We start from the raw sequence: 26182 nt of genomic DNA, 5'->3' as shown, positions 1-26182 counted from the left end.
CGGCAGCGCTGCGTTTTCAGCAGCAGAGAAGCGAAATTATGAACCGTGTTTCGCAGCTCGTCAACAACTTTCTGCACGACATCGTTGCGACTGCGGGGCCATCTTTCTGCGCCGTCGGGCTCGTTACTTCCGAACTCCAACAGCACTGCTTCCCTTCTTCCCCCGCGCCGTGTTTCCGTTGGCGCGAAAGAGGCGTGATTCTATGCATCCGCCCCCGTCCGTGCAAGCCTTTTGTGAAGAAAGATTGAAAAAGCCTCCGCTACCGCGCACGGAGGCTTTTGAGGAACCGGGCGAAGCAATCACGCCGAGAATCGATACAGAACGGTCAGCGGATTTGCCGCGGCGCATGGTGCCGACCGATCAGCGGTGCTTGAACACTGGCTTGCGCTTCTCGACGAATGCCGCCATCCCTTCCTTCTGGTCTTCGGTTGCGAACAGCGAATGGAACAATCGCCGCTCGAAGTGGACACCTTCAGCCAGCGTCGTCTCGTACGCGCGGTTCACCGACTCCTTGACCATCATGACCGCCGGTAGCGAGAACTCGGCGATCGTCGTCGCGGCGGCAATCGCCTCGTCGAGCAGTTTGTCGGCCGGCAGCACGCGCGATACGAGCCCGGCACGCTCGGCCTCGGCGGCGTCCATGAACCGCGCGGTCAGGCACATGTCCATTGCCTTCGCCTTCGATACCGCGCGCGGCAAACGCTGCGTGCCGCCGGCACCCGGCATGACGCCCAGCTTGATTTCCGGCTGACCGAACTTGGCCGTGTCCGCCGCGAAGATGATGTCGCACATCATCGCCAGCTCGCAGCCACCGCCCAGCGCAAAGCCCGAAACCGCAGCGATGATCGGTTTGCGGATCTCGCGGACCGTCTCCCAGTTGCGCGTGATGTAGTCGCCCCGATAGACATCCATATAAGAGTAGGCCGCCATCATGCCGATGTCCGCGCCGGCCGCGAACGCCTTCTCGCTCCCGGTCACGACGATCGCGCCGATAGCGTCGTCCGCATCGAACGCCTTCAGCGCAGCGCCCAGCTCGTCCATCAGCGCATCGTTCAGCGCATTCAGTGCCTTCGGACGGTTCAGCGTCACCAGACCGACACGCCCGCGGGTCTCCACCAGGATGTTCTCGTAAGCCATCTATTTCTCCTCGATCAATGAAATGAGAAACGCCTCGCACATGCGAATAGTTTGATGCTACCATTCTTCGACCAACCGGTCGGTTAATTAATCGATCCGATCCCTCTCAACGTTCATCAGGCCGCCGCCATGACCCATGCCCTGTTCACGAAGCACGAAGACACGCTGAAACACGCACTCGCCGCCATCGAGAGCCGCGGGTACTGGAGCCCGTTCGCCGAAATGCCGAGCCCCAAAGTGTACGGGGAAAGCGCAAACGCGGACGGTGAGGCCGCGTTCAAGTCGCACCTCGACAAGACCTTCGTGCTCGACCAGCCGGCGTCCGGTGAAACGGTCGGCGCCGAGCGCTCGCCGTACGGCATCGCGCTGGGTGTCCGGTATCCGAAATCGACGCCCGACGCCCTGATCGCTGCCGCAGCGGACGCGCAGCGCACGTGGCGCGAAGCCGGCCCGAGCGCGTGGATCGGCGTCAGCCTCGAAATCCTCGCGCGCCTGAACCGCGCAAGCTTCGAAATTGCCTACAGCGTGATGCACACCACGGGGCAAGCCTTCATGATGGCGTTCCAGGCCGGCGGCCCGCACGCGCAGGACCGCGCGCTCGAGGCGGTCGCCTATGCGTGGGACGAGCTGCGCCGCATCCCGGCCGATGCGCACTGGGAAAAGCCGCAGGGCAAGAACCCGCCGCTGGCGATGCACAAGCGCTATACGATCGTGCCGCGCGGCACGGGCCTCGTGCTCGGCTGCTGCACGTTCCCGACCTGGAACGGCTACCCGGGCCTGTTCGCCGATCTGGCAACCGGTAATGCCGTGATCGTCAAACCGCACCCGGGCGCGATCCTGCCGCTCGCCATCACGGTGCGGATCGCCCGCGACGTGCTGCGCGAAGCCGGGTTCGATCCGAACGTCGTTACGCTCCTCGCGACCGAACCCAACGACGGTGCCCTCGTCCAGGATCTCGCGCTGCGTCCCGAGATCAAGCTGATCGACTTCACCGGCAGCACGCAGAACGGCACGTGGCTCGAACGCCATGCCCACCAGGCGCAGGTCTACACCGAGAAAGCAGGCGTCAACCAGATCGTGATCGACTCGACCGACGACCTGAAGGCCGCCGCCAAGAACATCGCGTTCTCGCTGGCGCTGTACTCGGGGCAGATGTGCACGGCACCGCAGAACATCTACGTGCCACGCGACGGCATCCGGACGGCCGACGGCCATGCGAGCTTCGACGAGGTCGCGCAAGCGATCGCGATTGCCGTACAAAAACTCACCGGCGACCCTGCACGCTCGGTCGAACTGATCGGGGCGATCCAGAACGACGGCGTGACCGCGCGTATCGACGACGCGCGCAAACTCGGCCGCGTGCTCGCGGACAGCGTGCCTCTCCAGCATCCCGCCTTCCCCGATGCGCGCGTGCGCACGCCTCTCGTGCTGCAACTCGACGTTGCCGACCGCGAGAAATTCACGCAGGAGTGGTTCGGCCCGATCTCGTTCGTGATCGCGACCGACTCGACCGCGCAGTCGCTCGATCTGGCTGGGGCAATCGCCGCCGAGCATGGCGCACTGACCCTCTCCGTCTACAGCACCGACGAAGCGATCGTCAACGCCGCACACGACGCGGCGGTGCGTGGCGGCGTCGCGCTGTCGATCAACCTGACAGGCGGCGTATTCGTCAACCAGTCGGCCGCCTTCTCCGACTTCCACGGCACGGGCGCGAACCCGGCCGCCAACGCCGCGCTGGCCGACCCGGCCTTCGTCGCCAACCGGTTCCGCGTGGTTCAGAGCCGCGTCCATGTTGCCCCGAAGGCCGTACCTGCGGAAGCTGGCCAGACGGCATAACCCGAATGGCCGACGTGCAAACGCCGCCACGTTCTCTACCATGAACGAATCCGCCACCCGGCGGGTTCGTCACTCACCGATACGCTCATGACAGACGCCTACATCTGCGACGCGATTCGCACTCCCATTGGCCGCTACGGCGGCGCCCTGAAAGACGTCCGCGCCGACGATCTCGGCGCGGTGCCGCTCAAGGCGCTGATCGAGCGCAACCGCGACGTCGACTGGACGGCGATCGACGACGTGATCTACGGCTGCGCGAACCAGGCCGGCGAGGACAACCGCAACGTCGCGCGCATGTCGGCGCTACTGGCGGGCCTGCCCACGGCCGTGCCGGGCACGACGCTGAACCGATTGTGCGGCTCCGGAATGGACGCCGTCGGCACGGCCACGCGCGCGATCAAGGCCGGTGAAGCGCGCCTGATGATCGCAGGCGGCGTCGAGAGCATGACGCGTGCGCCGTTCGTGATGGGCAAGGCCGCGAGCGCGTTCGCGCGCCAGGCCGACATCCACGATACGACGATCGGCTGGCGCTTCGTCAATCCGCTGATGAAGCAGCTGTATGGGGTCGATTCGATGCCGGAGACGGCCGAGAACGTCGCGGTCGATTACCACGTCAGCCGCGCGGATCAGGACCTGTTCGCGCTGCGCAGCCAGCAGAAGGCCGCGCGGGCGCAGCAGGACGGTACGCTCGCCGAGGAAATCGTGCCGGTCACGATTGCGCAGAAGAAGGGCGACGCCATCGTCGTGTCGCGCGACGAGCATCCGCGCGAAACGTCGCTCGAAGCGCTCGCGAAGCTGAAGGGCGTCGTGCGCCCGGACGGCTCGGTCACGGCCGGCAACGCGTCGGGCGTGAACGACGGCGCCTGCGCGCTGCTGCTCGCCAATGCACAGGCGGCCGACCAATACGGCCTGCGCCGCCGCGCGCGCGTCGTCGGGATGGCGACGGCCGGCGTCGAGCCGCGCGTAATGGGCATCGGCCCCGCGCCGGCCACGCAGAAGCTGCTGCACCAGCTCGGCATGCGCATCGACCAGTTCGACGTGATCGAACTGAACGAGGCATTCGCGTCGCAAGGTCTCGCGGTGCTGCGCATGCTCGGCGTCGCCGACGACGATCCGCGCGTGAACCCGAACGGCGGTGCGATCGCGCTCGGTCACCCGCTGGGCGCATCGGGTGCGCGGCTCGTCACCACGGCGCTCCATCAACTCGAGCGTACCGGCGGCCGCTTCGCGCTCTGTACGATGTGCATCGGCGTCGGCCAGGGCATCGCGCTCGCGATCGAACGCGTGTAACCGACGCGCCGCGCGCCTATAACGAAGTCATGAAGGAGACACTGCATGTCCTATCAGGCGATCCAGATGGATATCGATCAGGCCGCGCGCGTGGCCACGATCACGCTCAACCGCCCCGACAAGCTCAACAGCTTCACGCGGGCGATGCATCGCGAACTGCAATCGGCGCTCGATGAAGTCGAGGCAGCCGGCGCACGCGCACTGATTCTGACGGGTGCGGGACGCGGCTTTTGCGCGGGCCAGGACCTCGCCGACCTCGACTTCACGCCAGGCGCGTCCACCGACCTCGGCACGCTGATCGACGAGCATTTCAATCCGCTGATCCGCCGCCTGCAGCGTCTGCCGATTCCGGTGATCGCCGCCGTCAACGGCACGGCGGCCGGCGCCGGCGCGAATCTCGCACTTGCGTGCGACCTGGTGTTCGCCGCCCGCTCGAGCAGTTTCATCCAGGCCTTCGTCAAGATCGGACTCGTACCCGATTCGGGCGGCACGTGGTTCCTGCCGCAACGCGTCGGCATGGCACGCGCGCTGGGGCTCGCGCTGACCGGCGACAAGCTCGGCGCCGAACAGGCCGAACAGTGGGGCCTGATCTGGCGCGCGGTCGACGACGACGCGCTCGTCGCCACGGTCCGCCAGCTTGCCGCCCAGCTCGCGCAGCAGCCGACGCTCGCCATCGCGTCGATCAAGCAGTCGATGCGAGACAGCGTCACGAACACGCTCGATCAGCAGCTCGACCTCGAGCGCGATCTGCAGCGCAAGCTCGGCCAGTCGGACGACTATGCGGAAGGGGTGAAGGCCTTCATCGAGAAGCGCGCGCCGCGCTTCGAAGGGCGTTGACATGATGAACGCCACCGCCACGCTCGACCCCGATTCGCTCGCCCGCGCCACCGCGCAGGCCATGTACGACGCCGACGCCTGCAGCCGCGCGTTCGGCATGGAAATCGTCGAAGTACGCGCCGGCTACGCCCGCCTGCAGATGCGCGTACGGCCCGAATTCCTGAACGGGCACCAGACCTGTCACGGCGGCATCATCTTCACGCTCGCCGATTCGACTTTCGCGTTCGCGTGCAACTCGTACAACCTGAATGCGGTCGCGGCCGGCTGCTCGATCGAATTCCTGCGCCCCGTGCACGGCGACGACGTGCTGACGGCCGAGGCGGTCGAACAGGCGCGTGCCGGCCGCCACGGCATCTACGACATCCGCGTCACGAACCAGACAGGCGACACGGTCGCGATGTTTCGCGGCAAATCCGCCCAGATCAAGGGCACGGTCATCCCGGAAGACCGCTGACGTCGACGGCTCGCTCATAACAAACACTGGAGACATGCATGACTACCCTGCTACCGCTCGAGCCGATCGAGACCGCCTCACGCGACGAGCTGACCGCGCTGCAGCTCGAACGCCTCAAGTGGTCGCTCCGGCACGCGTATGACCACTCGCCCGTCTATCGCCGCAAGTTCGACGAAGCCGGTGTGCATCCGGACGACCTGAAAACGCTCGCCGACCTGTCGCGCTTTCCGTTCACGACCAAGGGCGACCTGCGCGACAGCTATCCGTTCGGGATGTTCGCGGTGCCGCAGGACCAGATCTCGCGCATCCACGCGTCGTCGGGCACGACCGGCAAGCCGACGGTCGTCGGCTATACGGCCGCCGACATCGATACGTGGGCGAATCTCGTCGCACGCTCGATCCGCGCCGCCGGTGCGCGCCGCGGCGACAAGGTCCACGTCAGCTACGGCTACGGGCTGTTCACGGGCGGGCTCGGCGCGCACTACGGCGCCGAACGCGCAGGGCTGACCGTGATCCCGTTCGGCGGCGGCCAGACCGAAAAGCAGGTACAGCTGATCCAGGATTTCCGGCCCGACATCATCATGGTCACGCCGAGCTACATGCTGTCGATCGCCGACGAGATCGAGCGCCAGGGCCTCGATCCCGTGCAGAGTTCGCTGCGCATCGGCATCTTCGGCGCGGAGCCGTGGACCAACGACATGCGCGTCGCGATCGAACAGCGGATGGGCATCGACGCGGTCGACATCTACGGGCTATCCGAAGTGATGGGTCCGGGCGTCGCGTCCGAATGCGTCGAGACCAAGGACGGCCCGACCATCTGGGAAGACCACTTCTATCCGGAAATCATCGATCCCGACACCGGCGAAGTACTGCCGGACGGCCAGCTCGGCGAACTCGTGTTCACGTCGCTGACGAAGGAAGCGCTGCCGATCATCCGCTATCGCACGCGCGACCTCACGCGCCTGTTGCCGGGCACCGCCCGGACGATGCGCCGGATGGAGAAGATCACCGGCCGGTCGGACGACATGATGATCGTGCGCGGCGTCAACGTGTTCCCGACACAAATCGAGGAACAGTTGCTCAAGCAGCGCGCGCTCGCGCCGCACTATCAGATCGTGCTGACCAAGGAAGGCCCGCTCGACGTGCTGACGCTCAACGTCGAGCCGTGCCCGGAAACCGCGCCCGATACCGCGGCGATCCAGGCGGCCAAACAGGCGCTCGCATACGACATCAAGTCGCTGATCGGCGTGACGGCCGTGATCAACGTGCTGCCCGTGAACGGCATCGAGCGCTCGGTCGGCAAGGCGCGCCGCGTCGTCGACAAGCGCAAGGGCTGAGGTCGCTCGTCGCGCGTGCGTCGCGCAGCGGCGGATCCGCACCTGCAAACGAAACAGCCCGGTCGGCCGATGCCGATCGGGCTGCTCGACTCCAAAGCGTCGCTCGACGTGACGCGCACGGCATGACGCGAACTGAAATCACATGGGCACACCGGCGATCAGACCGGCACGCCCACGCGCACGAGGCGCGCGCCGGGCTCTCAATGCCGCGTATCGTTCATGAGCGACGATCCAGCGAACCCGCGCCGCTCCAAAATCACGAATTCGGGAACAGCAGCCACATCCTGCCGACCTGCTTCATCCGGCCGGCCAGGTCGCCGGCATCGTCGCCGAGCCCCCAGAAATAGTCTGCCCGCACGCCGCCCTTGATCGCCGAGCCCGTATCCTGCGCGAACACGAGCCGGTTCATCGGCGTATTCGTCAGCGGACGCGTGGTCTGCAGGAACACCGGCGTGCCGAGCGGGATCGACGACGGATCGACCGCGATCGAGCGCTCCGGGGTCAGCGGCACGCCGAGCGCGCCGATCGGACCGTCCGCGCCGCCGTGCGGCGCATCTTCCTTGGTCGGCATGTCGCGGAAGAACACGAAGCGCGGATTCGTGTCGAGCAGCGCGTCGACGCGCGTCGGGTTCGCCTTCGCCCAGGCCTTGATGCCCTGCATCGTCGCCTGCGCGGGCGTCAGCTCGCCGCGATCGAGCAGCCACTTGCCGATCGAACGGTACGGCTGGTTGTTGGTGCCGCCGAAGCCGACCCGCATCACCGAACCGTCGTCGAGCAGCACGCGACCCGAGCCCTGCACCTGCAGGAAGAATGCCTCGATCGGATCGTCGACCCACACGAGCTCGTTGCCGTTCAGGATGCCGGCGCGCTCGAGCTGCGCGCGTGCCGGCAGCGCGGCGCCCGCGCGATAGCCGGCCGGCCAGCGATAGAGCGCGTATTGATACGGGCCGCGGCGCACGCGCGAGCCGTGCAGCAGCGGCTCGTAATAGCCGGTCACGAGCCCGTCGAGCGTCCCGTCGGTATTCGCGAGCTGGAACGGCGTGAAATACGTTTCGAAGAACGTGCGTGCGCTGCTGACGTCGAGTTCGTCGAGCCGGTCGGCGGCCGCGCAAGCGCGCGCCCAGGCCGGCTGGCGCGCGAGCCGCGCGCAGTTCTGCCGCAGCGCGGCCGTCGCGCCAATCAGCGAATCGTCCTGCCAGCCCGGCACCTGCTGCCACGCGACCGGCGTGAGCCGCTTCGCGGCGACCTGTCCCGGCACGATCGCCGCGCCGGTCGGCGGCTTCAGCGCGGAGGTTCGCGTCGGTGCGCCGCCGCACGCGGCGAGCAGCGCCGCCGCCGCGGCTGCGGCCATCCACCCGGCCAGCCGGGGCCCAAACCACATACAATGTCCGTTCTTGATGGAAACCGCCATGTCAGATTTTCTCGACCAATATCCGATGCTCATCTTCGCGCTCGAAGCCTTCGTAGCGCTTGCCCTGCTGATCTTCATCGTCGTGTGGACGTCGTCGGGCAGGAAGAAGCACGCCCGCAGCAACGACCGCAAGCTGCGCTGAGCGCCGCCGCGCGCTCGATTCAATGCAACGTGCGCGGCATGTGCAGCGCGAACTCGTCGACCGGCGCCTCGAAACGCTCGCCGTCCTCCGCCACGCAGAAGTACGCACCGCGCATCGTGCCGACCGGCGTCGCGATCACGGCCCAGCTCGTGTATTCGAAATGCTCGCCCGGCTGCAGCAGCGGCTGGTGGCCGACTACGCCGAGCCCCTTGACTTCCTGCACGTGGCTCTCGCTGTCCGTGATGATCCAGTGGCGCGCGATCAGTTGGGCCGCGACCTGTCCCGTGTTGCGGATGGTCAGCGTGTACGCGAATGCGTATTGACGGTGATCGGGGTCGGATTGTTCCGGCAAGTAGCTGGTTTTCACCGAAACGGTGAACTGATACTGACTCATGGTGTGTCCGCTGTAGGTAACCGCGCGCGCCGACTCGAGCGGCCGGGCCGCGGGCGCGCTGCATTGGTTCGGCATTCTATGCGCAATCGGGTCGCAACCGCACGGCCTGCCGCCGCGCACCGGGTCGCCGGACGGTAGAATGACGGTTTTGCGCCGCAACGTCCCCCGCTCCCCTGTCATGACTCAATTCCGCATCGCTCCCAGCATCCTGTCGGCCGACTTCGCACGGCTCGGCGAAGAAGTCCGCAACGTGGTCGCCGCCGGCGCCGACTGGATTCACTTCGACGTCATGGACAACCATTATGTGCCGAACCTCACGATCGGCCCGCTCGTCTGCGAGGCGATCCGCCCGCACGTGCAGGTACCGATCGACGTGCACCTGATGGTGCGCCCGGTCGACCGGATCGTGCCCGATTTCGCGAAGGCCGGCGCGAACCTGATCAGCTTCCACCCGGAAGGCTCGGACCACATCGACCGTACGCTGTCGCTGATCCGCGACCACGGCTGCAAGGCCGGCCTCGTGTTCAATCCGGCCACGCCGCTGAACTACCTCGATCACGTGATGGACCGCCTCGACTTCGTGCTGCTGATGTCGGTGAACCCGGGCTTCGGCGGCCAGTCGTTCATTCCGGAAACGCTGAACAAGCTGCGCGAGGCGCGCGCCCGCATCGACGCGTACACCGAACGCACGGGCCGCGAGATCCTGCTCGAAGTCGACGGCGGCGTGAAGGCCGACAACATCGCGGAAATCGCGGCAGCTGGCGCCGACACGTTCGTCGCGGGTTCGGCGATCTTCGGCAAGCCCGACTATCGCAAGGTGATCGACGAGATGCGCGCGGCGCTCGCCACCGTCGAGCGGAGCTGACGCCGTGGCCGACTCGTCGTTCGCCGGCCACGCGCCGGCCGGGGCCGCCACGGGCGCGGCCGCGATCCGCTTTGCCGCACCGCGCATCGATGCCGCGCTGATCGACCTCGACGGCACGATGGTCGACACGGCCGACGATTTCACGGCCGGCCTGAACGGGATGCTCGCGCGGCTCGGCGCGCCGGCCACGTCGCGCGACGAAGTGATCGGCTACGTCGGCAAGGGCTCCGAACACCTGATCCAGAGCGTGCTGAAGCCGCGCTTCCCGGCCGATGAAGCGCACGCGCGCTTCGACGACGCGCTCGCGATCTACCAGACCGAGTACGCGAAGATCAACGGTCGCCACACGCGTCTCTATCCGGACGTGGCGGCCGGGCTCGACGCGCTGCGCGCGGCCGGCATCCGGCTCGCGTGCGTGACGAACAAGCCGCACCGCTTCGCGGTCGAGCTGCTCGAGCAATACGGTCTGGCCGGCTGCTTCGGCATCGTGCTCGGCGGCGACAGCGTCGCGCGCAAGAAGCCCGATCCGCTGCCGATGCTGACGGCCTGCGACGCGCTCGGCGTCGCGCCGGACACCGCGGTCGCAATCGGCGACTCGGAAAACGACGCGCTGGCCGGCCGCGCGGCCGGGATGGCGACGCTGACGGTGCCGTACGGCTACAACCACGGCAAAGCTATACAAACGATAAATTCGGATGGTATAGTCGATTCGTTGCTGGTCGCGGCTCGCGCCATTTCCGCGCACAACGCCGGCCGGCCAACCCTCTGATTATTTCTTCCATCCGCATGTTTCTGAATAAAAAACGGAGTCTGAGCAGCATCGACCGGGGAGCCTGGCCCTGGCGTCGCTGGTCGCGCTAACCTCTTCGATGAGGTACGCTGAAGCACGTCTTCAGCGCCGTTTTTTATCTCGCTGCGCATCCGCGCGCCGATCGTCGCACCACCTCGAGTTCCACCGCATCCGAACGCTTGCGTTCAGGGTCGGCCGCAGGCTCGCGACGTTCACGCCCGGAGCGCCGGCCGGCAACAGGCACTTCTCGATCGACCGCCCTTTCGCCGACGGCCACCCGCGCAGCGTCAAGTGATCCCTGGCGCCCGCGCCGCTCGTCCCGAACAGGACCGGAACATGACCGAACTCGAATTCCAATCGCTCGCGAACGAAGGCTACAACCGCATCCCGCTGATCGCGGAAGCGCTCGCCGATCTCGAAACGCCGCTGTCCCTCTACCTGAAGCTGGCCCAGCCCGAACGCGCGGGCGCCAACTCATTCCTGCTCGAATCGGTGGTCGGCGGCGAACGTTTCGGCCGCTACTCGTTCATCGGCCTGCCCGCCCGCACGCTCGTGCGCACCCGCAACGGCGTGTCGGAAGTCGTGCGCGACGGCCAGGTCGTCGAGACGCACGACGGCGACCCGTTCCAGTTCATCGAATCGTTCCAGGCGCGCTTCAAGGTCGCGCAGCGCCCGGGCCTGCCGCGTTTCTGCGGCGGCCTTGCCGGCTACTTCGGCTACGACGCGGTGCGCTACATCGAGAAGAAGCTCGTGAACACCGCGCCGCGCGACGATCTCGGGCTGCCCGACATCCAGTTGCTGCTGACCGAGGAAGTCGCGGTGATCGACAACCTCGCCGGCAAGCTCTACCTGATCATCTACGCGGACCCGGGCCAGCCCGAAGCGTACGCGAAGGCAAAACAGCGCCTGCGCGAACTGAAGCAGCGCCTGCGCACGACCGTGCAGCCGCCCGTCACGTCGGCGAGCGTGCGCACCGAGACGTTCCGCGAATTCAAGAAGGACGACTATCTGGCCGCCGTGCGTCAGGCGAAGGAATACATCGCGGCCGGCGAGCTGATGCAGATCCAGGTCGGCCAGCGGCTCACGAAGCCGTACCGCGACAATCCGCTGTCGCTGTATCGCGCGCTGCGTTCGCTGAACCCGTCGCCGTACATGTATTACTACAACTTCGGCGATTTCCACGTGGTCGGCGCGTCGCCGGAAATCCTGGTGCGCCAGGAAAAGCGCGGCGACGACCAGATCGTCACGATCCGGCCGCTGGCCGGCACGCGCCCGCGCGGCAACACGCCGGAGCGCGACGCGGAGCTCGCGACCGAGCTGCTGAACGATCCGAAGGAGATCGCCGAGCACGTGATGCTGATCGATCTCGCGCGCAACGACGTCGGCCGCATCGCGGAGATCGGCTCGGTGCAGGTGACCGACAAGATGGTGATCGAGAAGTACTCGCACGTGCAGCACATCGTCAGCTCGGTCGAAGGCAAGCTGAAGCCCGGCATGACGAACTACGACGTGCTGCGCGCGACGTTCCCGGCCGGCACGCTGTCCGGCGCGCCGAAGGTGCGCGCGATGGAACTGATCGACGAGCTCGAGCCGGTCAAGCGCGGGCTGTACGGCGGTGCGGTCGGCTACCTGTCGTTCTCGGGCGAGATGGATCTCGCGATCGCGATCCGCACGGGTCTGATCCACAACGGCAACCTGTACGTGCAAGCGGCGGCCGGCGTCGTCGCGGATTCGGTGCCCGAATCCGAATGGCAAGAGACCGAGAACAAGGCGCGCGCGGTGCTGCGTGCGGCCGAACAGGTCCAGGACGGCCTCGATAGCGACTTCTGACCGGAGACTGACCATGCTGCTCATGATCGACAACTACGACTCGTTTACCTACAACCTGGTCCAGTACTTCGGCGAACTCGGCGAGGACGTGCGCACCTACCGCAACGACGAAATCACGCTCGACGACATCGCGCGCCTGAATCCCGACACCATCTGCCTGTCGCCGGGCCCGAGCAATCCGCAACATGCGGGCATCACGCTCGACGTGCTGCGCGAATTCGCGGGCAGGAAGCCGATCCTCGGCGTCTGCCTCGGCCACCAGGCGATCGGCGAAGCGTTCGGCGGCCGCGTGGTGCGCGCGAAGACCATCATGCATGGCAAGGTGAGCCGGATCGAAACCGACTGCCGCGGCGTATTCGCCGACCTGCCGAAGCATTTCGACGTCACGCGCTATCACTCGCTCGCGATCGAACGCGAATCGCTGCCCGATTGCCTCGAGGTGTCCGCGTGGACCGACGACGGCGAGATCATGGGCGTGCGCCACAAGACGCTGCCGGTCGAAGGCGTGCAGTTCCACCCGGAATCGATCCTGTCCGAGCACGGCCATGCGCTGCTCGAGAATTTCCTGAAACAGAGCCGCGCCGCGGCCGCACCGGCCGCCTGACGGGAGACGCACGATGACGATTACCCCGCAGGAAGCGCTGCAGCGCACGATCGAGCACCGCGAGATCTTCCACGACGAAATGCTGCACCTGATGCGGCTGATCATGCGCGGCGACATGTCGCCCGTGATGGCGGCCGCGATCATCACCGGGCTGCGCGTGAAGAAGGAGACGATCGGCGAGATCGCCGCCGCCGCGACCGTGATGCGCGAATTCGCGAACCACGTCGAGGTGCGGGACAACTCGAATTTCGTCGACATCGTCGGCACCGGCGGCGACGGCTCGCACACGTTCAACATCTCGACCGCGTCGATGTTCGTCACGGCGGCCGCGGGCGCGAAGGTCGCGAAACACGGCAACCGCGGCGTGTCGAGCAAGTCCGGCAGCGCCGACGTGCTCGAGGCGCTCGGCGTGAACATCGACCTGCAGTCCGACCAGGTCGCCGCATCGATCGCCGAAACCGGCATGGGCTTCATGTTCGCGCCGAACCATCATCCGGCGATGAAGAACATCGCGGCCGTGCGCCGCGAGCTCGGCGTGCGCACGATCTTCAACATCCTCGGCCCGCTGACCAATCCGGCCGGCGCGCCGAACCAGCTGATGGGCGTGTTCCACCCCGACCTCGTCGGCATCCAGGTGCGCGTGATGCAGCGCCTCGGCGCGCAGCACGTGCTCGTCGTGTACGGCAAGGACGGAATGGACGAGGTGTCGCTCGGCGCCGCGACGCTCGTCGGCGAATTGCGCGACGGCCAGGTGCACGAATACGAGATCCATCCGGAGGACTTCGGCCTGCAGATGGTGTCGAACCGCACGCTGAAGGTGGAAAATGCCGACGAATCGCGCACGATGCTGCTCGGCGCGCTGGACAACCAGCCGGGCGTCGCGCGCGAGATCGTCACGCTGAACGCGGGCACCGCGCTTTACGCGGCCAATATCGCCGAGTCGATCGCGGACGGCATCCAGCTGGCCCGCGAAGCGATCGCGAGCGGCAAGGCCCGCGCGAAGGTCGACGAGCTCGTGCGCTTCACGCAGCAGTTCAAGCGCTGACCCCCTTACGAATCAAGCAGGAACCCCTATGAGCGACATTCTCGACCGAATCATCGCCGTCAAGCGCGAAGAAGTGGCGGCGGCCATGCGCAGCACGCCGCTCGAGGCGCTGAAGCTGGAAGCCTCCGCGCGCGACCTGCGCGACTTCGTCGGCGCGCTGCGCGCGAAACACGCGGCCGGCAACGCCGCCGTGATCGCCGAAATCAAGAAGGCAAGCCCGTCGAAAGGCGTGCTGCGCGAGCATTTCGTGCCGGCCGACATCGCGCGCTCGTATGCGGCGCACGGCGCCGCGTGCCTGTCGGTGCTGACCGACGAACAGTTCTTCCAGGGCGGCGTCCGCTACCTCGAGGAAGCGCGCGCGGCCTGCACGCTGCCGGTGCTGCGCAAGGACTTCATCGTCGACGCGTACCAGATCGTCGAAGCCCGCGCGATGGGCGCCGACGCGATCCTGCTGATCGCCGCCGCGCTCGACACGCCGCTGATGCAGGATCTGGAAGCCTATGCGCACTCGCTCGGCCTCGCGGTGCTGGTCGAAGTGCACGACCGCAACGAGATGGAACAGGCGCTGACGCTCAAGACGCCGCTGCTCGGCATCAACAACCGCAACCTGCGCACATTCGAGACGTCGATCCGGACCACGCTCGACATGCTCGACATGATTCCGGCGGATCGCATCGTCGTGACCGAATCGGGCATCCTGTCGCGCACCGACGTCGACACCATGCGCGCGGCGAACGTGAACACGTTCCTCGTCGGCGAGGCGTTCATGCGCGCCGACCAGCCGGGCGAGGAACTCGCGCGGATGTTCTTCTGATGGCGATCGAAAAGGAAATCAAGCTCGCGCTGCCGGCCGGCCAGGCCGACGCCGCGCGCCGCTTCTTCGAGACGCTGACCGGCGAACCCGGCCACGCGATCACGCTCGCGAACGTCTACTACGACACGCCCGACCTCGCGCTGGCGCGCTCGAAGAGCGCAATCCGCGTGCGCCGCACGCCGGACGGCTGGTTGCAGACGTTCAAGACGGTCGGCAGCGCGGAAGGCGGCCTGCACCGCCGCCACGAATGGGAGTTGCCGGTCGCGGGCGACGCGCTCGAGATCGACGCGCTCGTCGCGGCCTGCGACGTGCCGGAAGCCGCCGCCGCGCTGAACGACGCGGCCGGTGCACTGTACGCGCTGTTCCGCACGGATTTTTCGCGTACGCTGTGGCGCATCGCAATCGGCGGCGCGACCGTCGAGGCCGCGGTGGACCTCGGCGAGATCGTCGTCCAGGCGGAACACGAAACGCGGCGCGAACCGATCAGCGAAATCGAACTCGAACTGATCGACGGCCCGGAAACGGCGCTCGCGACGCTCGCCGCCGAACTGCAGCAGGCGCTGCCGGGCCTCGTTCCCGAAAACATCAGCAAGGCGCAGCGCGGCTACCGGCTGCGCGCGCAATAAACACGCATCACGCATGGCAACCCGCAAGACTTCCCGCGCGCCGCAACAGGCGTCGCTGTTCGACGATCCCATGCCGGAACCGGCACCGGACGATATTCCGTCCGCGGCTTCCGAGCCGCCCGCGGCTCGGCGAAAATCCGCGAAGCAGGCGGCCGCACCGGCGCCCGCGCCGGCCCCGACCGCCTCGGCATCGCAACCCGTTGCCGCCGACGTGCCGCATCTCGCCGCGCAATTCGACGCGCTGCCGGCCGTCTGGCGCGACGTGCTGAAACCGTTCACCGACAGCGACGCGTACGCGCCGCTGTGCCGCTTCGTCGACGAGGAGCGCGCGGCCGGCAAGACGGTCTACCCGACCGACGTGTTCCGCGCACTGCGCCTGACGAGCCCGGACGACGTGAAGGTCGTGATCCTCGGCCAGGACCCGTATCACGGCGACGACCGCGGCACGCCGCAGGCGCATGGCCTCGCGTTCTCGGTGCCGCCGGCCGTGCGCACGCCGCCGTCGCTGCGCAACATCTTCAAGGAAATCGCCGCGAATTTCGGTCACGACACGCCGCGTCACGGCTGCCTCGACACATGGGCGCGCCAGGGCGTGCTGCTGCTCAACACCGTGCTGACGGTCGAGCGCGGCGCGGCCGCGAGCCATGCGAAGCGCGGCTGGGAGCAATGCACGGACACGCTGATCCGCGAGCTCGCCGGCCGCCATCGCGGGCTCGTGTTCATGCTGTGGGGCGCGCACGCGCAGGCGAAGCGCGCACTGTTCGACGCGAACGCGCATTGCGTGCTCGAGGCGCCGCATCCGTCGCCGCTGTCCGCGCACCGCGGCTTCCTCGGCTGCCGCCATTTCGCGCTCGCGAACGACTATCTGATCGATGCGGGCCGCGAACCGATCGACTGGCGCCTGCCGGACGTAGCCGAAACGCTCGCGTGACGGCCTATGGCCCGTTCACCCTGATAACGGGCTTGCGCTGGCCCCAGGGTTCGCCGGGCGAATACGAAAATGCCGCGTCCCTCTCGGGGCGCGGCATTTTTTATCGGGCGATGCAGCGGGTGCACCGCACCCGCATCGACCTGACGCGTTACGCGGCGGCGATCGCTTCGCGTGCGCTGGCCAGCGCGGCGCTCTGCGCATCCGGGCCGAGGTTCAGGCCTTCGGCGTAGATGAAGCTCACGTCGGTCATGCCGACGAAGCCGAGGAACGTGCGCAGGTACGGCGTCTGGCTGTCGTTCGGCGTACCGGCATACTTGCCGCCGCGCGCCGTCACCACGTGAACCTTCTTGCCCTTGATCAGGCCTTCCGGACCGTTCTCGGTGTAGCGGAACGTGACGCCTGCGCGGGCGATCCAGTCGAAGTACGTCTTCAGTTGCGACGAGATGCCGAAGTTGTACATCGGTGCGCCGATCACGATGATGTCGGCAGCCTGCAGCTCGGCGATCAGCGCATCGCTCTTCGCGACGATCGCATTCTGTTCCGCGGTGCGCTTGTCGGCCGGCGTGAAGAACGCGCCGAGCACCGATTCGTCGAGGTGCGGCAGCGCATCGGCCAGCAGGTCGCGAACCACGACGTTCGCGCCGGGGTTCGATTGTTGCAGCTTTGCCGTCAGTTCGTTGGCCAGCAGCGTGGACTGCGCACCTTGCGAACGCGCGGCGGAATTGATTTGCAGAATGGTCGTCATGTCAGGCTCCGGTAGGGTTGCGCTTCGGTAGCGCGAGTGACGCCATTGTGCGGGGCCGCATGACCGCGAAAAAGCGGGTTCAGGGCGACGGATTGTTGCAGCAGCGGGACAATACCCGATCGCGCCCCGATACCCGCTCGCGTAGGGTTACCCGTTCAGCCAGGCTTCGCGGGCCTTCGTGGCCGCAGCCGGCTTCGCGGCCGCCGTCAGCCGGTAGCGCGTGACTTCCGGGCCGTCGAGCTTCAGTTTCGCGGTGCGCAGCTCGTCGCGGCGAAACGCGTGGATCTCCACCTTGTCGCCCGGCCGGTAGCGGGCCAGCAGCGCATCCAGGTTCGTGCCCGTTACGCGTAGCCCGTCCACCGCGATCACCGTGTCGCCGGCCGACAACCCCGCGCGATGCGCGGCGCCGCCTTCGTAGACGGCCGCCAACGTGCAGTCCGCGCCGCCGCGCAAGCGCGCGCCGATCGTCGGCTTCTCGGCCGCGCCGAGCGCGACGTCGGGGGCCAGCGTCACGCCGAACGGCGCGAACAGTTCGCCGAGCGGCAGGTCGCGCGTGCCGTGCACGGCGTCGGCGAACAGGCGGCCGAGCGCGACGCCCGTCGCCTCTTCGATCAGCGTCTCGACTTCGTTTTCGTCCACGCCCGCCTGCTTGCCGCGATAGAAGTCGCGGCCGTAGCGTTGCCACAGCAGGCGCATCACGTCGTCGAGCGACTTCCGGTTACGCGTCTGCGCGCGGATCGCGAGGTCGAACGCGAGCGCCACGAGCGAGCCCTTCGTGTAATAGCTGACGATCGCATTGGTCGCGTTCTCGTCCTGACGGTAGTACTTGATCCACGCGTCGAACGAACTTTCCGCGACGCTCTGCTTGAGCCGGCCCGTGCCGCGCAGCACGCCGCCGATCGTGCGGCCGAGCGCCGCGAAATATTCGTCCTGCGACATCAGCCCGCTGCGGACCAGCATCAGGTCGTCGTAATACGACGTGAAGCCTTCGAACAGCCACAGCAGCGACGTGTAGTTCTCGCGCGCGAGGTCGTACGGCACGAACGCCGCCGGCTTGATGCGCTTCACGTTCCACGTGTGGAAATACTCGTGGCTGCAGAGGCCGAGATACGTGCGATAGCCTTCCGTCGTTTCCGGCCGCCCCTTCACCGGCAGATCGGTCCGGTTACAGATCAGCGCGGTCGACGCGCGATGCTCGAGGCCGCCGTAGCCGTCGCTGACCGCGAGCGTCATGAACACGTAGCGATCCATCGGCGCCTTCTTCGACTTCGGCTCGAACAGCGCGATCTGCGCTTCGCACACGCGTTTCAGGTCGGTACGCAGCCGCTCCAGGTCGAGCTGCGTCACGCGCCCGGCGATCACGATGTCGTGCGGCACGCCGTGCGCGTCGAAGGTCGCGAGCGCGAATTCGCCGATCGTCACCGGATGGTCGGACAGTTCGTCATAGTTCGCCGCGCGATACGCGCCGAAACCGTAGCGCTTCGTCCCGCTCGCCTCGGGCAGCGCGGTGCCGACCCGCCACGTGCGGAACGCCGCGCCGGCCGGTTTCGCGATGTCGACTTCGCACGGCGCGTCCTCCCGGCCGGCGACGCTCAGGAACACGGCCGTCGCGTTGAAGAAGCCGCCCGACTCGTCGAGATACGCGGAGCGCACCGACAGGTCCCACGCGTAGACGTCGTAGCGCAGCGTCAGCGCGCCGGTCACGGGCGCGGCCTGCCACGTGTGCTTGTCGGTCTTCGCGATGCGCACCTTGCGGCCCGCGTCGTTGAACGCGCGCAGCGTCACGATGTTGCGCGCGAACTCGCGCACGAGGTAGCTGCCCGGAATCCATACCGGCAGCGAGAAACGCTGGCCTTCGGGATCGGGATCGGCAACCGTCACCGTCACTTCGAACAAGTGCGCGGCAAGATCTTTCGGGACAATCGAATAGCGGATCGGCTGAGTCATCGTGGCAATCGGTCGGGGCGGGCGAAAACGAAGAGAGGCGCCGGCAGATCATGCGGGCGCCCCTCGCTGGCCGGGCCGTGCGCCCGGCGTGCGCTCGGTTACTTGCTCGAGGCGAGCGCCTGGTTGAGCTGGTCGGCCGATACCGCGCCCGGCAGGCGGCGGCCGTCCGGCAGGAAGATCGTCGGCGTGCCGGTGACGTTCATGCCGCGGCCGAGCGCGAGGTTCTTGTCGAGCGCGGTGGTGTCGCAGGTACCGGCGCCGGACGGCGCGCGGTGGTCGAGCATCCAGCTTTCCCACGTTTTCGCGCGGTCGGTCGCACACCAGATCGCCTTCGACTTCACGGTCGAATCCGGCGACAGCACCGGGTACAGGAACGTGTAGACGGTCACGTTGTCGATCGACTGCAGCGTCGTCTCGAGCTTCTTGCAGTACGGGCAGTTCGGATCGGAGAACACCGCGATCTTGCGGGCGCCGTTGCCCTTGACGACCTTGATCGCATTCGCGAACGGCAGGCTCGCGAAGTCGATCTTGTTGATTTCGGACAGACGGGCGTCGGTCAGGTTCTTGTGCGTCCTGGCGTCGACGAGATCGCCGAGCAGTACGTAGTCGCCGGCCGCGTCGCTATAGATGATCTGCGAGCCGAGGTTCACTTCGTAAAGGCCTGCCACCGGCGATTTCGACACGCTCTTGATCGGCGCGTCGTTGCCGAGACGGGCTTGCAGCGTGGCCTTCAGCTTGTCGGTGGTCTGGTCGGCCTGCGCGGTGCAGCCAAGCGTCGCCATCGTGACGGCCAGCGCCAGCGACGCGATGCGGATCGTTTTTTTCATTGAAATCTTCCTTCAGCTCAATCGGAGTGCACGGCACAGTGTACGCCGTAACGGAACCGTCTCCGACCGGCGCGGCGGCGGAAGGTTCGTTCAGCCGAGCGCGGCCGACACGAGCCAGCGCTTCACGAGCGGCTGCGCGCCGACGAACGCCATGCCCGCATTGCGCACGGCCTTCGCGAGCGAGCCCGGCACCGCGAACAGCCGCTGCAGGCCGTCGGTCGCGACCATCAGCCCGCGGATGTCCTCGCGGCGCGAACGCTCGTAGCGGCGCAGCAGCACCGTATCGCCGAGATTGCGGAAGCTTTCCTTGCCCGCGATCGCGTCGACGAGCGCCGCGACGTCGCGCAGCCCGAGGTTCATCCCCTGCCCCGCGAGCGGGTGGATCAGGTGCGCGGCATCGCCGACCAGCGCGACGCGCGGCGCGATCAGCTTGTCGACCGTCTGCAGCGCCAGCGGGAAGCCGGCGGCCGGCGTCACGCATTCGAGCGTGCCGACCTGGCCGTGCGACACGCGTTCGACCTCGGCCGCGAGCTGCGCCGGATCGAGTGCGAGCAGTGCGTCCGCGTGCGCAGTGTGCGCGGACCACACGAGCGACACGTGGCCGTCCGGCAGCGGCAGCAGCGCGACGATCTCGCCTTCCCGGAACCACTGCCAGGCCGTCTCGCGGTGCGGCAGCGACGCCTTGAAGTTCGCGACGACGCCCGTCTGCCGGTAGTCGCGCCGCTCTACCCTGGCCCCCATTTGGGAACGCACCCACGAATGCGCGCCGTCCGCGCCGACGACGAGATCCGCTTCGAGCACCTGCCCCGACGACAGCGTGAGCACGGCCGCGTCGTCGCGCACGTCGAAGCCCTGCGCACGCGCGTCGAACCACGTGAGGTTCGGCTGGAATCGCAGCGCGGCGTCGAGCGATGCCTCGACCAGCGACGATTCGGCGATCCATGCGAGCTGCGGCACGGACGCCTGATAGGCGGAGAAATGCAGTTCGGCATGCGCATCGCCATACACGCGCATGTCGTACACCGGCGCGAGCCGGCCGTGGTCGAGCGCCTGCCAGACCCGCAGCCGCTCGAGCAACGCCTGCGAACTGGACGACAGCGCGTAGACACGCGTATCGAACGCGAGATCCGCGGGGCGCGGCGTGGCCGGCTGGGCGAGCAAGGCTGTCTTGTAGCCGGACTGGGTCAGCGCGAGCGCGGCCGTCTTGCCGACGAGCCCGCCGCCGACCACGGCGACGTCGAAGGTGTGGTGGGCAGTCATGGCGGGCATTATAGCCGCGGGGCCAAACCCTTACGCGGCCGGACTTTGCGGGAAATCAGCAGAACCGCGGGCCGGTGCGCCGACGCGGCGGCCCGCCGCATCGGCCGTTCGGCGCCCAGCCCGGAATCCGGGGCGCCGGCACGGTACAATAGCGTTTTTGACCGTCGGCCCGCCGCGCTCCACGCGCCGGCCGCCCTTTTTTCCCGCGCCGCCGTGCCCTGTCCGGCCGCGCCGCCTCACCCGTCCGAAGGATTCCATGAGTCTCAAATGCGGCATCGTCGGCTTGCCCAACGTCGGCAAGTCCACCCTGTTCAATGCGCTGACCAAGGCCGGCATCGCCGCCGAGAACTATCCGTTCTGCACGATCGAGCCGAACGTCGGCATCGTCGAAGTGCCGGATACGCGCCTGAAGGCGCTCTCCGAGATCGTCAAGCCGGAGCGCGTCGTGCCGGCCGTCGTCGAATTCGTCGACATCGCGGGCCTCGTCGCGGGCGCGAGCAAGGGTGAAGGCCTCGGCAACCAGTTCCTCGCGAACATCCGCGAAACCGACGCGATCACGCACGTCGTGCGCTGCTTCGAGGACGAGAACGTCATTCACGTCGCCGGCAAGGTCAGCCCGATCGACGACATCGAAGTGATCAACACGGAACTGGCGCTCGCCGACCTCGGCACCATCGAAAAGGCGCTCACGCGCTATTCGAAGGCGGCGAAGTCGGGCAACGACAAGGAAGCGGCGAAGCTCGTCGCGGTGCTCGAGAAGGTGCGCGCGCAGCTCGACCAGGGCAAGGCCGTGCGCGGCCTCGCGCTGTCGGACGACGAGCAGGCGCTGATCAAGCCGTTCTGCCTGATCACCGCGAAGCCGGCGATGTACGTCGCCAACGTGAAGGACGACGGTTTCGAGAACAACCCGCACCTCGAGGCGGTGCGCAAGTACGCGGAAAGCGAAAACGCGCCGGTGGTCGCCGTGTGCGCGGCAATCGAAGCGGAAATCGCCGATCTCGACGACGCGGACAAGGAAGCCTTCCTCGCCGACATGGGCATGGAAGAGCCGGGCCTCGACCGCGTGATCCGCGCGGGCTTCAAGCTGCTCGGCCTGCAGACCTACTTCACCGCGGGCGTGAAGGAAGTGCGCGCGTGGACGATCCACATCGGCGATACGGCACCGCAGGCGGCCGGCGTGATCCACACCGACTTCGAGCGCGGCTTCATCCGTGCGCAGACGATCGCGTTCGACGACTTCGTCGCGTACAAGGGCGAGCAAGGCGCGAAGGAAGCCGGCAAGATGCGCGCGGAAGGGAAGGAATATGTCGTGCACGATGGCGACGTGATGAACTTCCTGTTCAACGTCTGAGCGTTGCTGTCGCATCGAGCGTAAAAAAGCCCGCTGAATGCGGGCTTTTTCTTTTCGATGGCGGAAGACCGACTCATTCCCGACCGACGACCTTCAGCGTCCCGGACATATGCAGGAACTGTCCGTCCTTCATCGCGATGTTCGTATCCACCGCGCCGCGTTCGAAATCCTCGACGTGCACGACGTTCGAGCCGGTGGACGGCTCATGCCAGTACACCATGTACACCTGCGGACGGACCTCGCGCGCCGTGTACTGCACCGTATCCGTCACGCCCTTGAATTGGCCGGCCGTGCCGACGAACGACATCGTCTTGTCGTCCTTGAAGTTCAGGTCGAACGCGGTAGCGCCGAACTGCACGCGCACCGTCTTGCCCGCCGCGGGGAACGGCGCCGGCGCGGGCCACTGCATCTCGCCCTTGGCAACCTTCGCGCTCAGCTCGAGCGACGACTTCTCGCCGAGATCCGGGTAGCGCGCCTCCATCGCCGCGATCAGCGTCGTCGAATCCTTCGCGCGCACCGCTTCCTGGTCGAACGCCTTGACGTAATTCCGCGTGAACGCGACGCCCGTGGTGAACGGTTGGCTGCCGTCGCGGTTCGGCAGGAAGTGGCCGGGCACGACGCGCGCCGGCTTCAGCGCATCGATCCGGTCGAGCGTCGCCAGCCAGTTCGCGTGCGACAGCGGTGTCTGCGTGTCGGCCATCCAGACATGAATGTTCGCGGCGACCGGGATGCCACCGACCACGGTCCGCACGGAAGGAATCCATACGAACGTGCGATCGGGCGCCGGGCCGTCGAGCCCGACGATGCGCAGCGGCTCGCCATCGACGCGCAGCGTATTGCCGTCGAGCGGCTGCGGCACGATCACCGAAGTCGGCGCGTTGTCCTTCAGGATCTGGCCCCAGTAGGCAAGCTTGCCGTCCTTGCTGGCCTCGATCGCGGCGACGGTCTGCGGCGTCGCGACGATCTTCGCATCCGGGAACGCCGCGTGAATCGTTTCCAGCCCGAAGTAATAGTCGGGATCGCTGTGGCTCACGTAGACGGCCTTGAGCGTCTTGCCGCTCGCCTTGATCCGGCTCACCAGCGCCTGAGCGTCGTTGCGCTGGAACTGCGCGTCGATCAGGATCGCCTCCGTTTTGCCCGAAACGATTTCGGACGAAACCGGGAAGATGGCATGCGCGCCCGGATTGTAGACATCGACGGTCAACGGGGCGGCGATGCTCGCGGATGCGGCGCCGAGTAGTGCAGTCGCCGCGAATGCGGAAGAAAACAGATGACGGATCGACATGGTCGGGCTCTTGATTGGTTGTGAGTGCCCGTAGAATAAATGAAACTATTTCAGTAACAAATAACCCATTTATCGATGGCCTATTTCCCAACAGGAACGAATCGATCTCGACGCGGCCGTCTGAGCGGACGCCGGTCGGGCCGTTGCCCGGTAATCCTTGATGAACAAAAAAAGCCCGGCCGGCATACGCCGGTCGGGCCACGATACTTCCGGGCTGTATCACTCAGGTGCTATCGCATCCGGCCGCTCGCGCGCTCACGTCGCCGACACCCGCCGCCCCGCGTTCGCCTGCGCATCGCGCCCGCGCTTGTTCAGCCACGACGCCAGCAGCACGATCGACGCCAGCACGGCCGTCGCGCCGACTTCCATCCGGTGCTCCTCGCTGACGAACATCACGGTCAGCGTGCCGCAGATGAACAGGATCACGGCCCACGTGAGCCACGGGAACAGCCACATCCGCAGCGTCAGGTCGGCGCCGCCCGCTTCGAGCGTCTTGCGCATCCGCAACTGCGAGATCGCGATCACGAGATACACGAGCAGCGCGATCGCGCCCGACGTCGCCAGCAGGAAGCTAAACACCTGTTCCGGCATCAGGTAGTTCGCGATCACGGTCAGGAACCCGAACGCGGTCGACGCCAGCACGGCCGCGCGCGGCGTGCCGGTCGAATCGGTGCGATGCAGGAAGGCCGGCGCGTCCTTGCGCCTGGACAGCGAGAACAGCATCCGCGACGCCGTGTACAACGCCGAATTCAGGCAGCTCGCGACCGACACGAGCACGATCACGTCGATGATCGCCTTCGCGTTCGGCACGCCGATCAGTTCCATCGCGCGCTGATACGAGCCGTGCTTCGGCAGCAGCGGATCGTTCCACGGCACGATGGCCGCGACGACGAGGATCGAGCCGAGATAGAACAGCGTGATACGCCAGATCACGGAGTTCGTCGCGCGCACGATCTGGCGTTGCGGGTTGTCCGATTCGGCGGCCGCGATCGTCACGATCTCGGTGCCGAGGAACGAGAACATCGTCGTCAGCATCGCCGCGAGCACCGCGCTCGCGCCGTGCGGCATGAAGCCGTCGTGCACGAACAGGTTCGACACGCCCGACACGGCCGGCGCGGGGATGATGCCGACGATCGCCGCGCCGCCAATGCACAGGAACACGACGATCGCGACGACCTTGATCAGCGCGAACCAGAATTCGAATTCGCCGTAGTTCTTGACGGAGAAGAGGTTGGTGACGGTGAGCAGCAGCGTGATGCCGAGCGCGAAGATCCACGTCGCGATGCCCGGGAACCACGCATTGAGGATGGTCGCGGCGGCGGTCGCCTCGATCGGGATCACGAGCACCCAGAACCACCAGTACAGCCAGCCGATCGTGAAGCCGGCCCAGTGGCCGATCGCGCGATCGGCATAGGTCGAGAACGATCCGCTGTCCGGATGCGCGACGGCCATTTCGCCGAGCATGCGCATCACCAGCACGACCAGCACGCCCGCGATCGCATACGCGAGTATCGATGCCGGCCCGGCTTCCGCGATCGCGTGGCCGGAGCCGACGAACAAGCCCGCGCCGATGACGCCGGCAATCGACATCATCGTCACGTGACGCTGCTTCAGGCCAGTGCCGAGGCCTGTGTTGCTTCCACTCATCTGTCTCTCTCCAAAAAACGGTTCCGGTACGACCGGTGTCGCGTGAAGGCGGCGCGGGGAGTTGTCGTTGTCGAATCCGGCTGCGGCCGCGCGTGCGATCGCACGCGGGCACGAGGCCGGACCGGGCCGTTCCGGTCGGGTCGTCCGCGCAGTCTGCGAGCTGCGGGTGCGATGCGGCGCGCCGGGCGCCGGCGCATCGCGTACGCCCGTTCCGTCGGCTGTCGTCAGCCGCCTTCGAAGCGAAGGAGTGTAAGCATCAAACGGTTCGTCACTAAGAACCAATTGAAGAATTTCGATGGAACCACTCGTTGCATCGATACGAACCGATGCAACGCTTGATCCGGTTCGGCGGCGGCTCGTGCGCCGCGCGCGCCGCTCAGTTCGCGTCGCGGACGGTTTCGTCCCGCCACTTCGCCGGCACGCGTGCGTGCCATTCTCGCAGAAGCAGGTTTTTCACGGCGTCGGGATGCGCGGCCGACAGGCGCACCAGCACGATCGGCCAACCGACATAGTGATCGGTCACGTAATACACGTCGGGCGCCGATTCGATCAGCCATGCGCGCTCGTCGGGGCCGACGCCCTTCACGACGAGCGTGTCGCCGTCCTCGCGCAGCCGCGCGAGCACTTTGCCCTTCACCTTGAGCGCGGGCGTGCCGTACGACGTGCCTTCCTCGACGCCGCGCCACGCCAATGCGATCTGCCGGACTTCGTCGAATGTCACGATGCCTCCCTGACCATGCGTCGATGGTTGACGGTCCGGCCATCCTATCGCGAACC

Annotated in this window: 25 protein-coding genes and 1 pseudogene; 16 read left to right on the top strand and 10 right to left on the bottom strand. The window is 66.9% G+C overall.

The features are described 5' to 3' along the window. Positions 1-248 (top strand): annotated as a pseudogene (locus WS96_RS34240) (hypothetical protein); the annotation flags it as partial. A gap of 112 nt (positions 249-360) precedes the next feature. Here the strand turns inward: WS96_RS34240 and WS96_RS13295 are convergent. After that, the gene (locus tag WS96_RS13295; protein ID WP_034209849.1) at positions 361-1137 is read right to left on the bottom strand and encodes an enoyl-CoA hydratase; all 777 of its coding nucleotides are present in this window, start codon (positions 1135-1137) and stop codon (positions 361-363) included. 129 nt (positions 1138-1266) lie between these two features. On the opposite strand from WS96_RS13295, the gene paaN reads away from it, so the two are divergent. The 5 genes from paaN (at position 1267) to paaK (ending at position 6891) form a co-directional block, all read left to right on the top strand. Continuing rightward, a complete protein-coding gene (paaN, locus tag WS96_RS13290) occupies positions 1267-2973 on the top strand; it encodes a phenylacetic acid degradation protein PaaN (protein WP_059833073.1) in 1707 nt (568 codons plus the stop codon). Positions 2974-3060: 87 nt separating this feature from the next. Continuing rightward, complete coding sequence (pcaF, locus tag WS96_RS13285) at positions 3061-4263, top strand: 3-oxoadipyl-CoA thiolase (RefSeq protein WP_059833069.1); 1203 nt, start codon at positions 3061-3063, stop codon at positions 4261-4263. A gap of 45 nt (positions 4264-4308) precedes the next feature. Then, positions 4309-5100, top strand: a complete 792-nt coding sequence (gene paaG, locus WS96_RS13280; RefSeq protein ID WP_059833066.1) for a 2-(1,2-epoxy-1,2-dihydrophenyl)acetyl-CoA isomerase PaaG — start codon at positions 4309-4311, stop codon at positions 5098-5100. Between the two features lies 1 nt (position 5101). Then, positions 5102-5554 (top strand): hydroxyphenylacetyl-CoA thioesterase PaaI, encoded by a 453-nt coding sequence (paaI, locus tag WS96_RS13275; protein WP_059833063.1) that lies wholly within the window; start codon positions 5102-5104, stop codon positions 5552-5554. A gap of 38 nt (positions 5555-5592) precedes the next feature. Beyond that, the gene (gene paaK / locus WS96_RS13270; protein WP_059833060.1) at positions 5593-6891 is read left to right on the top strand and encodes a phenylacetate--CoA ligase PaaK; all 1299 of its coding nucleotides are present in this window, start codon (positions 5593-5595) and stop codon (positions 6889-6891) included. Positions 6892-7147: 256 nt separating this feature from the next. On the opposite strand, the gene mltA is transcribed toward paaK, so the two are convergent. Further along, positions 7148-8272, bottom strand: coding sequence for a murein transglycosylase A (mltA, locus tag WS96_RS13265; protein ID WP_230624987.1), 1125 nt, complete (start codon positions 8270-8272; stop codon positions 7148-7150). A 28-nt stretch (positions 8273-8300) separates the two neighbouring features. Between mltA and WS96_RS34505 the strand changes: the two genes are divergently transcribed. Further along, a complete protein-coding gene (locus WS96_RS34505) occupies positions 8301-8444 on the top strand; it encodes a hypothetical protein (RefSeq protein ID WP_230624986.1) in 144 nt (47 codons plus the stop codon). A 19-nt stretch (positions 8445-8463) separates the two neighbouring features. On the opposite strand, the gene apaG is transcribed toward WS96_RS34505, so the two are convergent. Continuing rightward, positions 8464-8838, bottom strand: a complete 375-nt coding sequence (gene apaG / locus WS96_RS13260; protein WP_006477037.1) for a Co2+/Mg2+ efflux protein ApaG — start codon at positions 8836-8838, stop codon at positions 8464-8466. Positions 8839-9016: 178 nt separating this feature from the next. Here apaG and rpe point away from each other — a divergent pair, with 178 nt between their 5' ends. The 8 genes from rpe to WS96_RS13220 all read left to right on the top strand — a co-directional run bounded on the left by rpe (position 9017) and on the right by WS96_RS13220 (position 16343). After that, complete coding sequence (gene rpe / locus WS96_RS13255) at positions 9017-9703, top strand: ribulose-phosphate 3-epimerase (RefSeq protein WP_006482066.1); 687 nt, start codon at positions 9017-9019, stop codon at positions 9701-9703. 4 nt (positions 9704-9707) lie between these two features. Continuing rightward, positions 9708-10472, top strand: coding sequence for a phosphoglycolate phosphatase (locus WS96_RS13250; RefSeq protein WP_059833059.1), 765 nt, complete (start codon positions 9708-9710; stop codon positions 10470-10472). A 357-nt stretch (positions 10473-10829) separates the two neighbouring features. After that, positions 10830-12323 (top strand): anthranilate synthase component I, encoded by a 1494-nt coding sequence (trpE, locus tag WS96_RS13245; protein WP_059833057.1) that lies wholly within the window; start codon positions 10830-10832, stop codon positions 12321-12323. A 13-nt stretch (positions 12324-12336) separates the two neighbouring features. Beyond that, positions 12337-12927, top strand: coding sequence for an aminodeoxychorismate/anthranilate synthase component II (locus WS96_RS13240; protein ID WP_034209841.1), 591 nt, complete (start codon positions 12337-12339; stop codon positions 12925-12927). Between the two features lie 13 nt (positions 12928-12940). After that, on the top strand, positions 12941-13972 hold the full coding sequence (gene trpD / locus WS96_RS13235) for an anthranilate phosphoribosyltransferase (RefSeq protein ID WP_059833054.1): 1032 nt from the start codon (positions 12941-12943) through the stop codon (positions 13970-13972). A 28-nt stretch (positions 13973-14000) separates the two neighbouring features. Then, a complete protein-coding gene (trpC, locus tag WS96_RS13230) occupies positions 14001-14786 on the top strand; it encodes an indole-3-glycerol phosphate synthase TrpC (protein ID WP_059499662.1) in 786 nt (261 codons plus the stop codon). Further along, on the top strand, positions 14786-15412 hold the full coding sequence (locus WS96_RS13225; protein ID WP_059833051.1) for a CYTH domain-containing protein: 627 nt from the start codon (positions 14786-14788) through the stop codon (positions 15410-15412). Before trpC ends, WS96_RS13225 begins: the two co-directional genes overlap by 1 nt. A gap of 13 nt (positions 15413-15425) precedes the next feature. Continuing rightward, the gene (locus WS96_RS13220; protein ID WP_059833049.1) at positions 15426-16343 is read left to right on the top strand and encodes a uracil-DNA glycosylase; all 918 of its coding nucleotides are present in this window, start codon (positions 15426-15428) and stop codon (positions 16341-16343) included. A gap of 148 nt (positions 16344-16491) precedes the next feature. Here the strand turns inward: WS96_RS13220 and WS96_RS13215 are convergent, their stop codons facing one another. The 4 genes from WS96_RS13215 to WS96_RS13200 form a co-directional block, all read right to left on the bottom strand. Then, positions 16492-17088 (bottom strand): FMN-dependent NADH-azoreductase, encoded by a 597-nt coding sequence (locus WS96_RS13215; RefSeq protein ID WP_034209836.1) that lies wholly within the window; start codon positions 17086-17088, stop codon positions 16492-16494. 147 nt (positions 17089-17235) lie between these two features. After that, entirely contained in the window at positions 17236-19035 is a 1800-nt protein-coding gene (locus tag WS96_RS13210) for a M61 family metallopeptidase (RefSeq protein WP_059833047.1), read from the bottom strand. Between the two features lie 98 nt (positions 19036-19133). Beyond that, positions 19134-19862 carry a DsbC family protein gene (locus WS96_RS13205; RefSeq protein WP_059833043.1) on the bottom strand — a complete coding sequence of 243 codons (729 nt, stop codon included), beginning with the start codon at positions 19860-19862 and terminating at the stop codon, positions 19134-19136. Between the two features lie 90 nt (positions 19863-19952). Then, entirely contained in the window at positions 19953-21131 is a 1179-nt protein-coding gene (locus WS96_RS13200) for a UbiH/UbiF family hydroxylase (RefSeq protein ID WP_059833040.1), read from the bottom strand. Positions 21132-21378: 247 nt separating this feature from the next. Between WS96_RS13200 and ychF the strand changes: the two genes are divergently transcribed. After that, a complete protein-coding gene (gene ychF, locus WS96_RS13195) occupies positions 21379-22473 on the top strand; it encodes a redox-regulated ATPase YchF (RefSeq protein WP_059780274.1) in 1095 nt (364 codons plus the stop codon). Between the two features lie 73 nt (positions 22474-22546). Here ychF and WS96_RS13190 read toward each other — a convergent pair whose 3' ends face one another. From WS96_RS13190 to WS96_RS13180, 3 genes are all read right to left on the bottom strand, one after another. Then, positions 22547-23758, bottom strand: coding sequence for an MBL fold metallo-hydrolase (locus WS96_RS13190; RefSeq protein ID WP_059833038.1), 1212 nt, complete (start codon positions 23756-23758; stop codon positions 22547-22549). A 255-nt stretch (positions 23759-24013) separates the two neighbouring features. Beyond that, positions 24014-25405 carry a GABA permease gene (gene gabP / locus WS96_RS13185; RefSeq protein ID WP_059833035.1) on the bottom strand — a complete coding sequence of 464 codons (1392 nt, stop codon included), beginning with the start codon at positions 25403-25405 and terminating at the stop codon, positions 24014-24016. A 376-nt stretch (positions 25406-25781) separates the two neighbouring features. Next, positions 25782-26126 carry an MmcQ/YjbR family DNA-binding protein gene (locus tag WS96_RS13180; RefSeq protein WP_059833033.1) on the bottom strand — a complete coding sequence of 115 codons (345 nt, stop codon included), beginning with the start codon at positions 26124-26126 and terminating at the stop codon, positions 25782-25784. Between the last annotated feature and the right edge of the window lie 56 nt (positions 26127-26182).

This window comes from Burkholderia sp. MSMB1835 (assembly GCF_001526365.1).
GTDB lineage: Bacteria > Pseudomonadota > Gammaproteobacteria > Burkholderiales > Burkholderiaceae > Burkholderia.
This window is presented reverse-complemented; position numbering and strand designations above follow the sequence as displayed.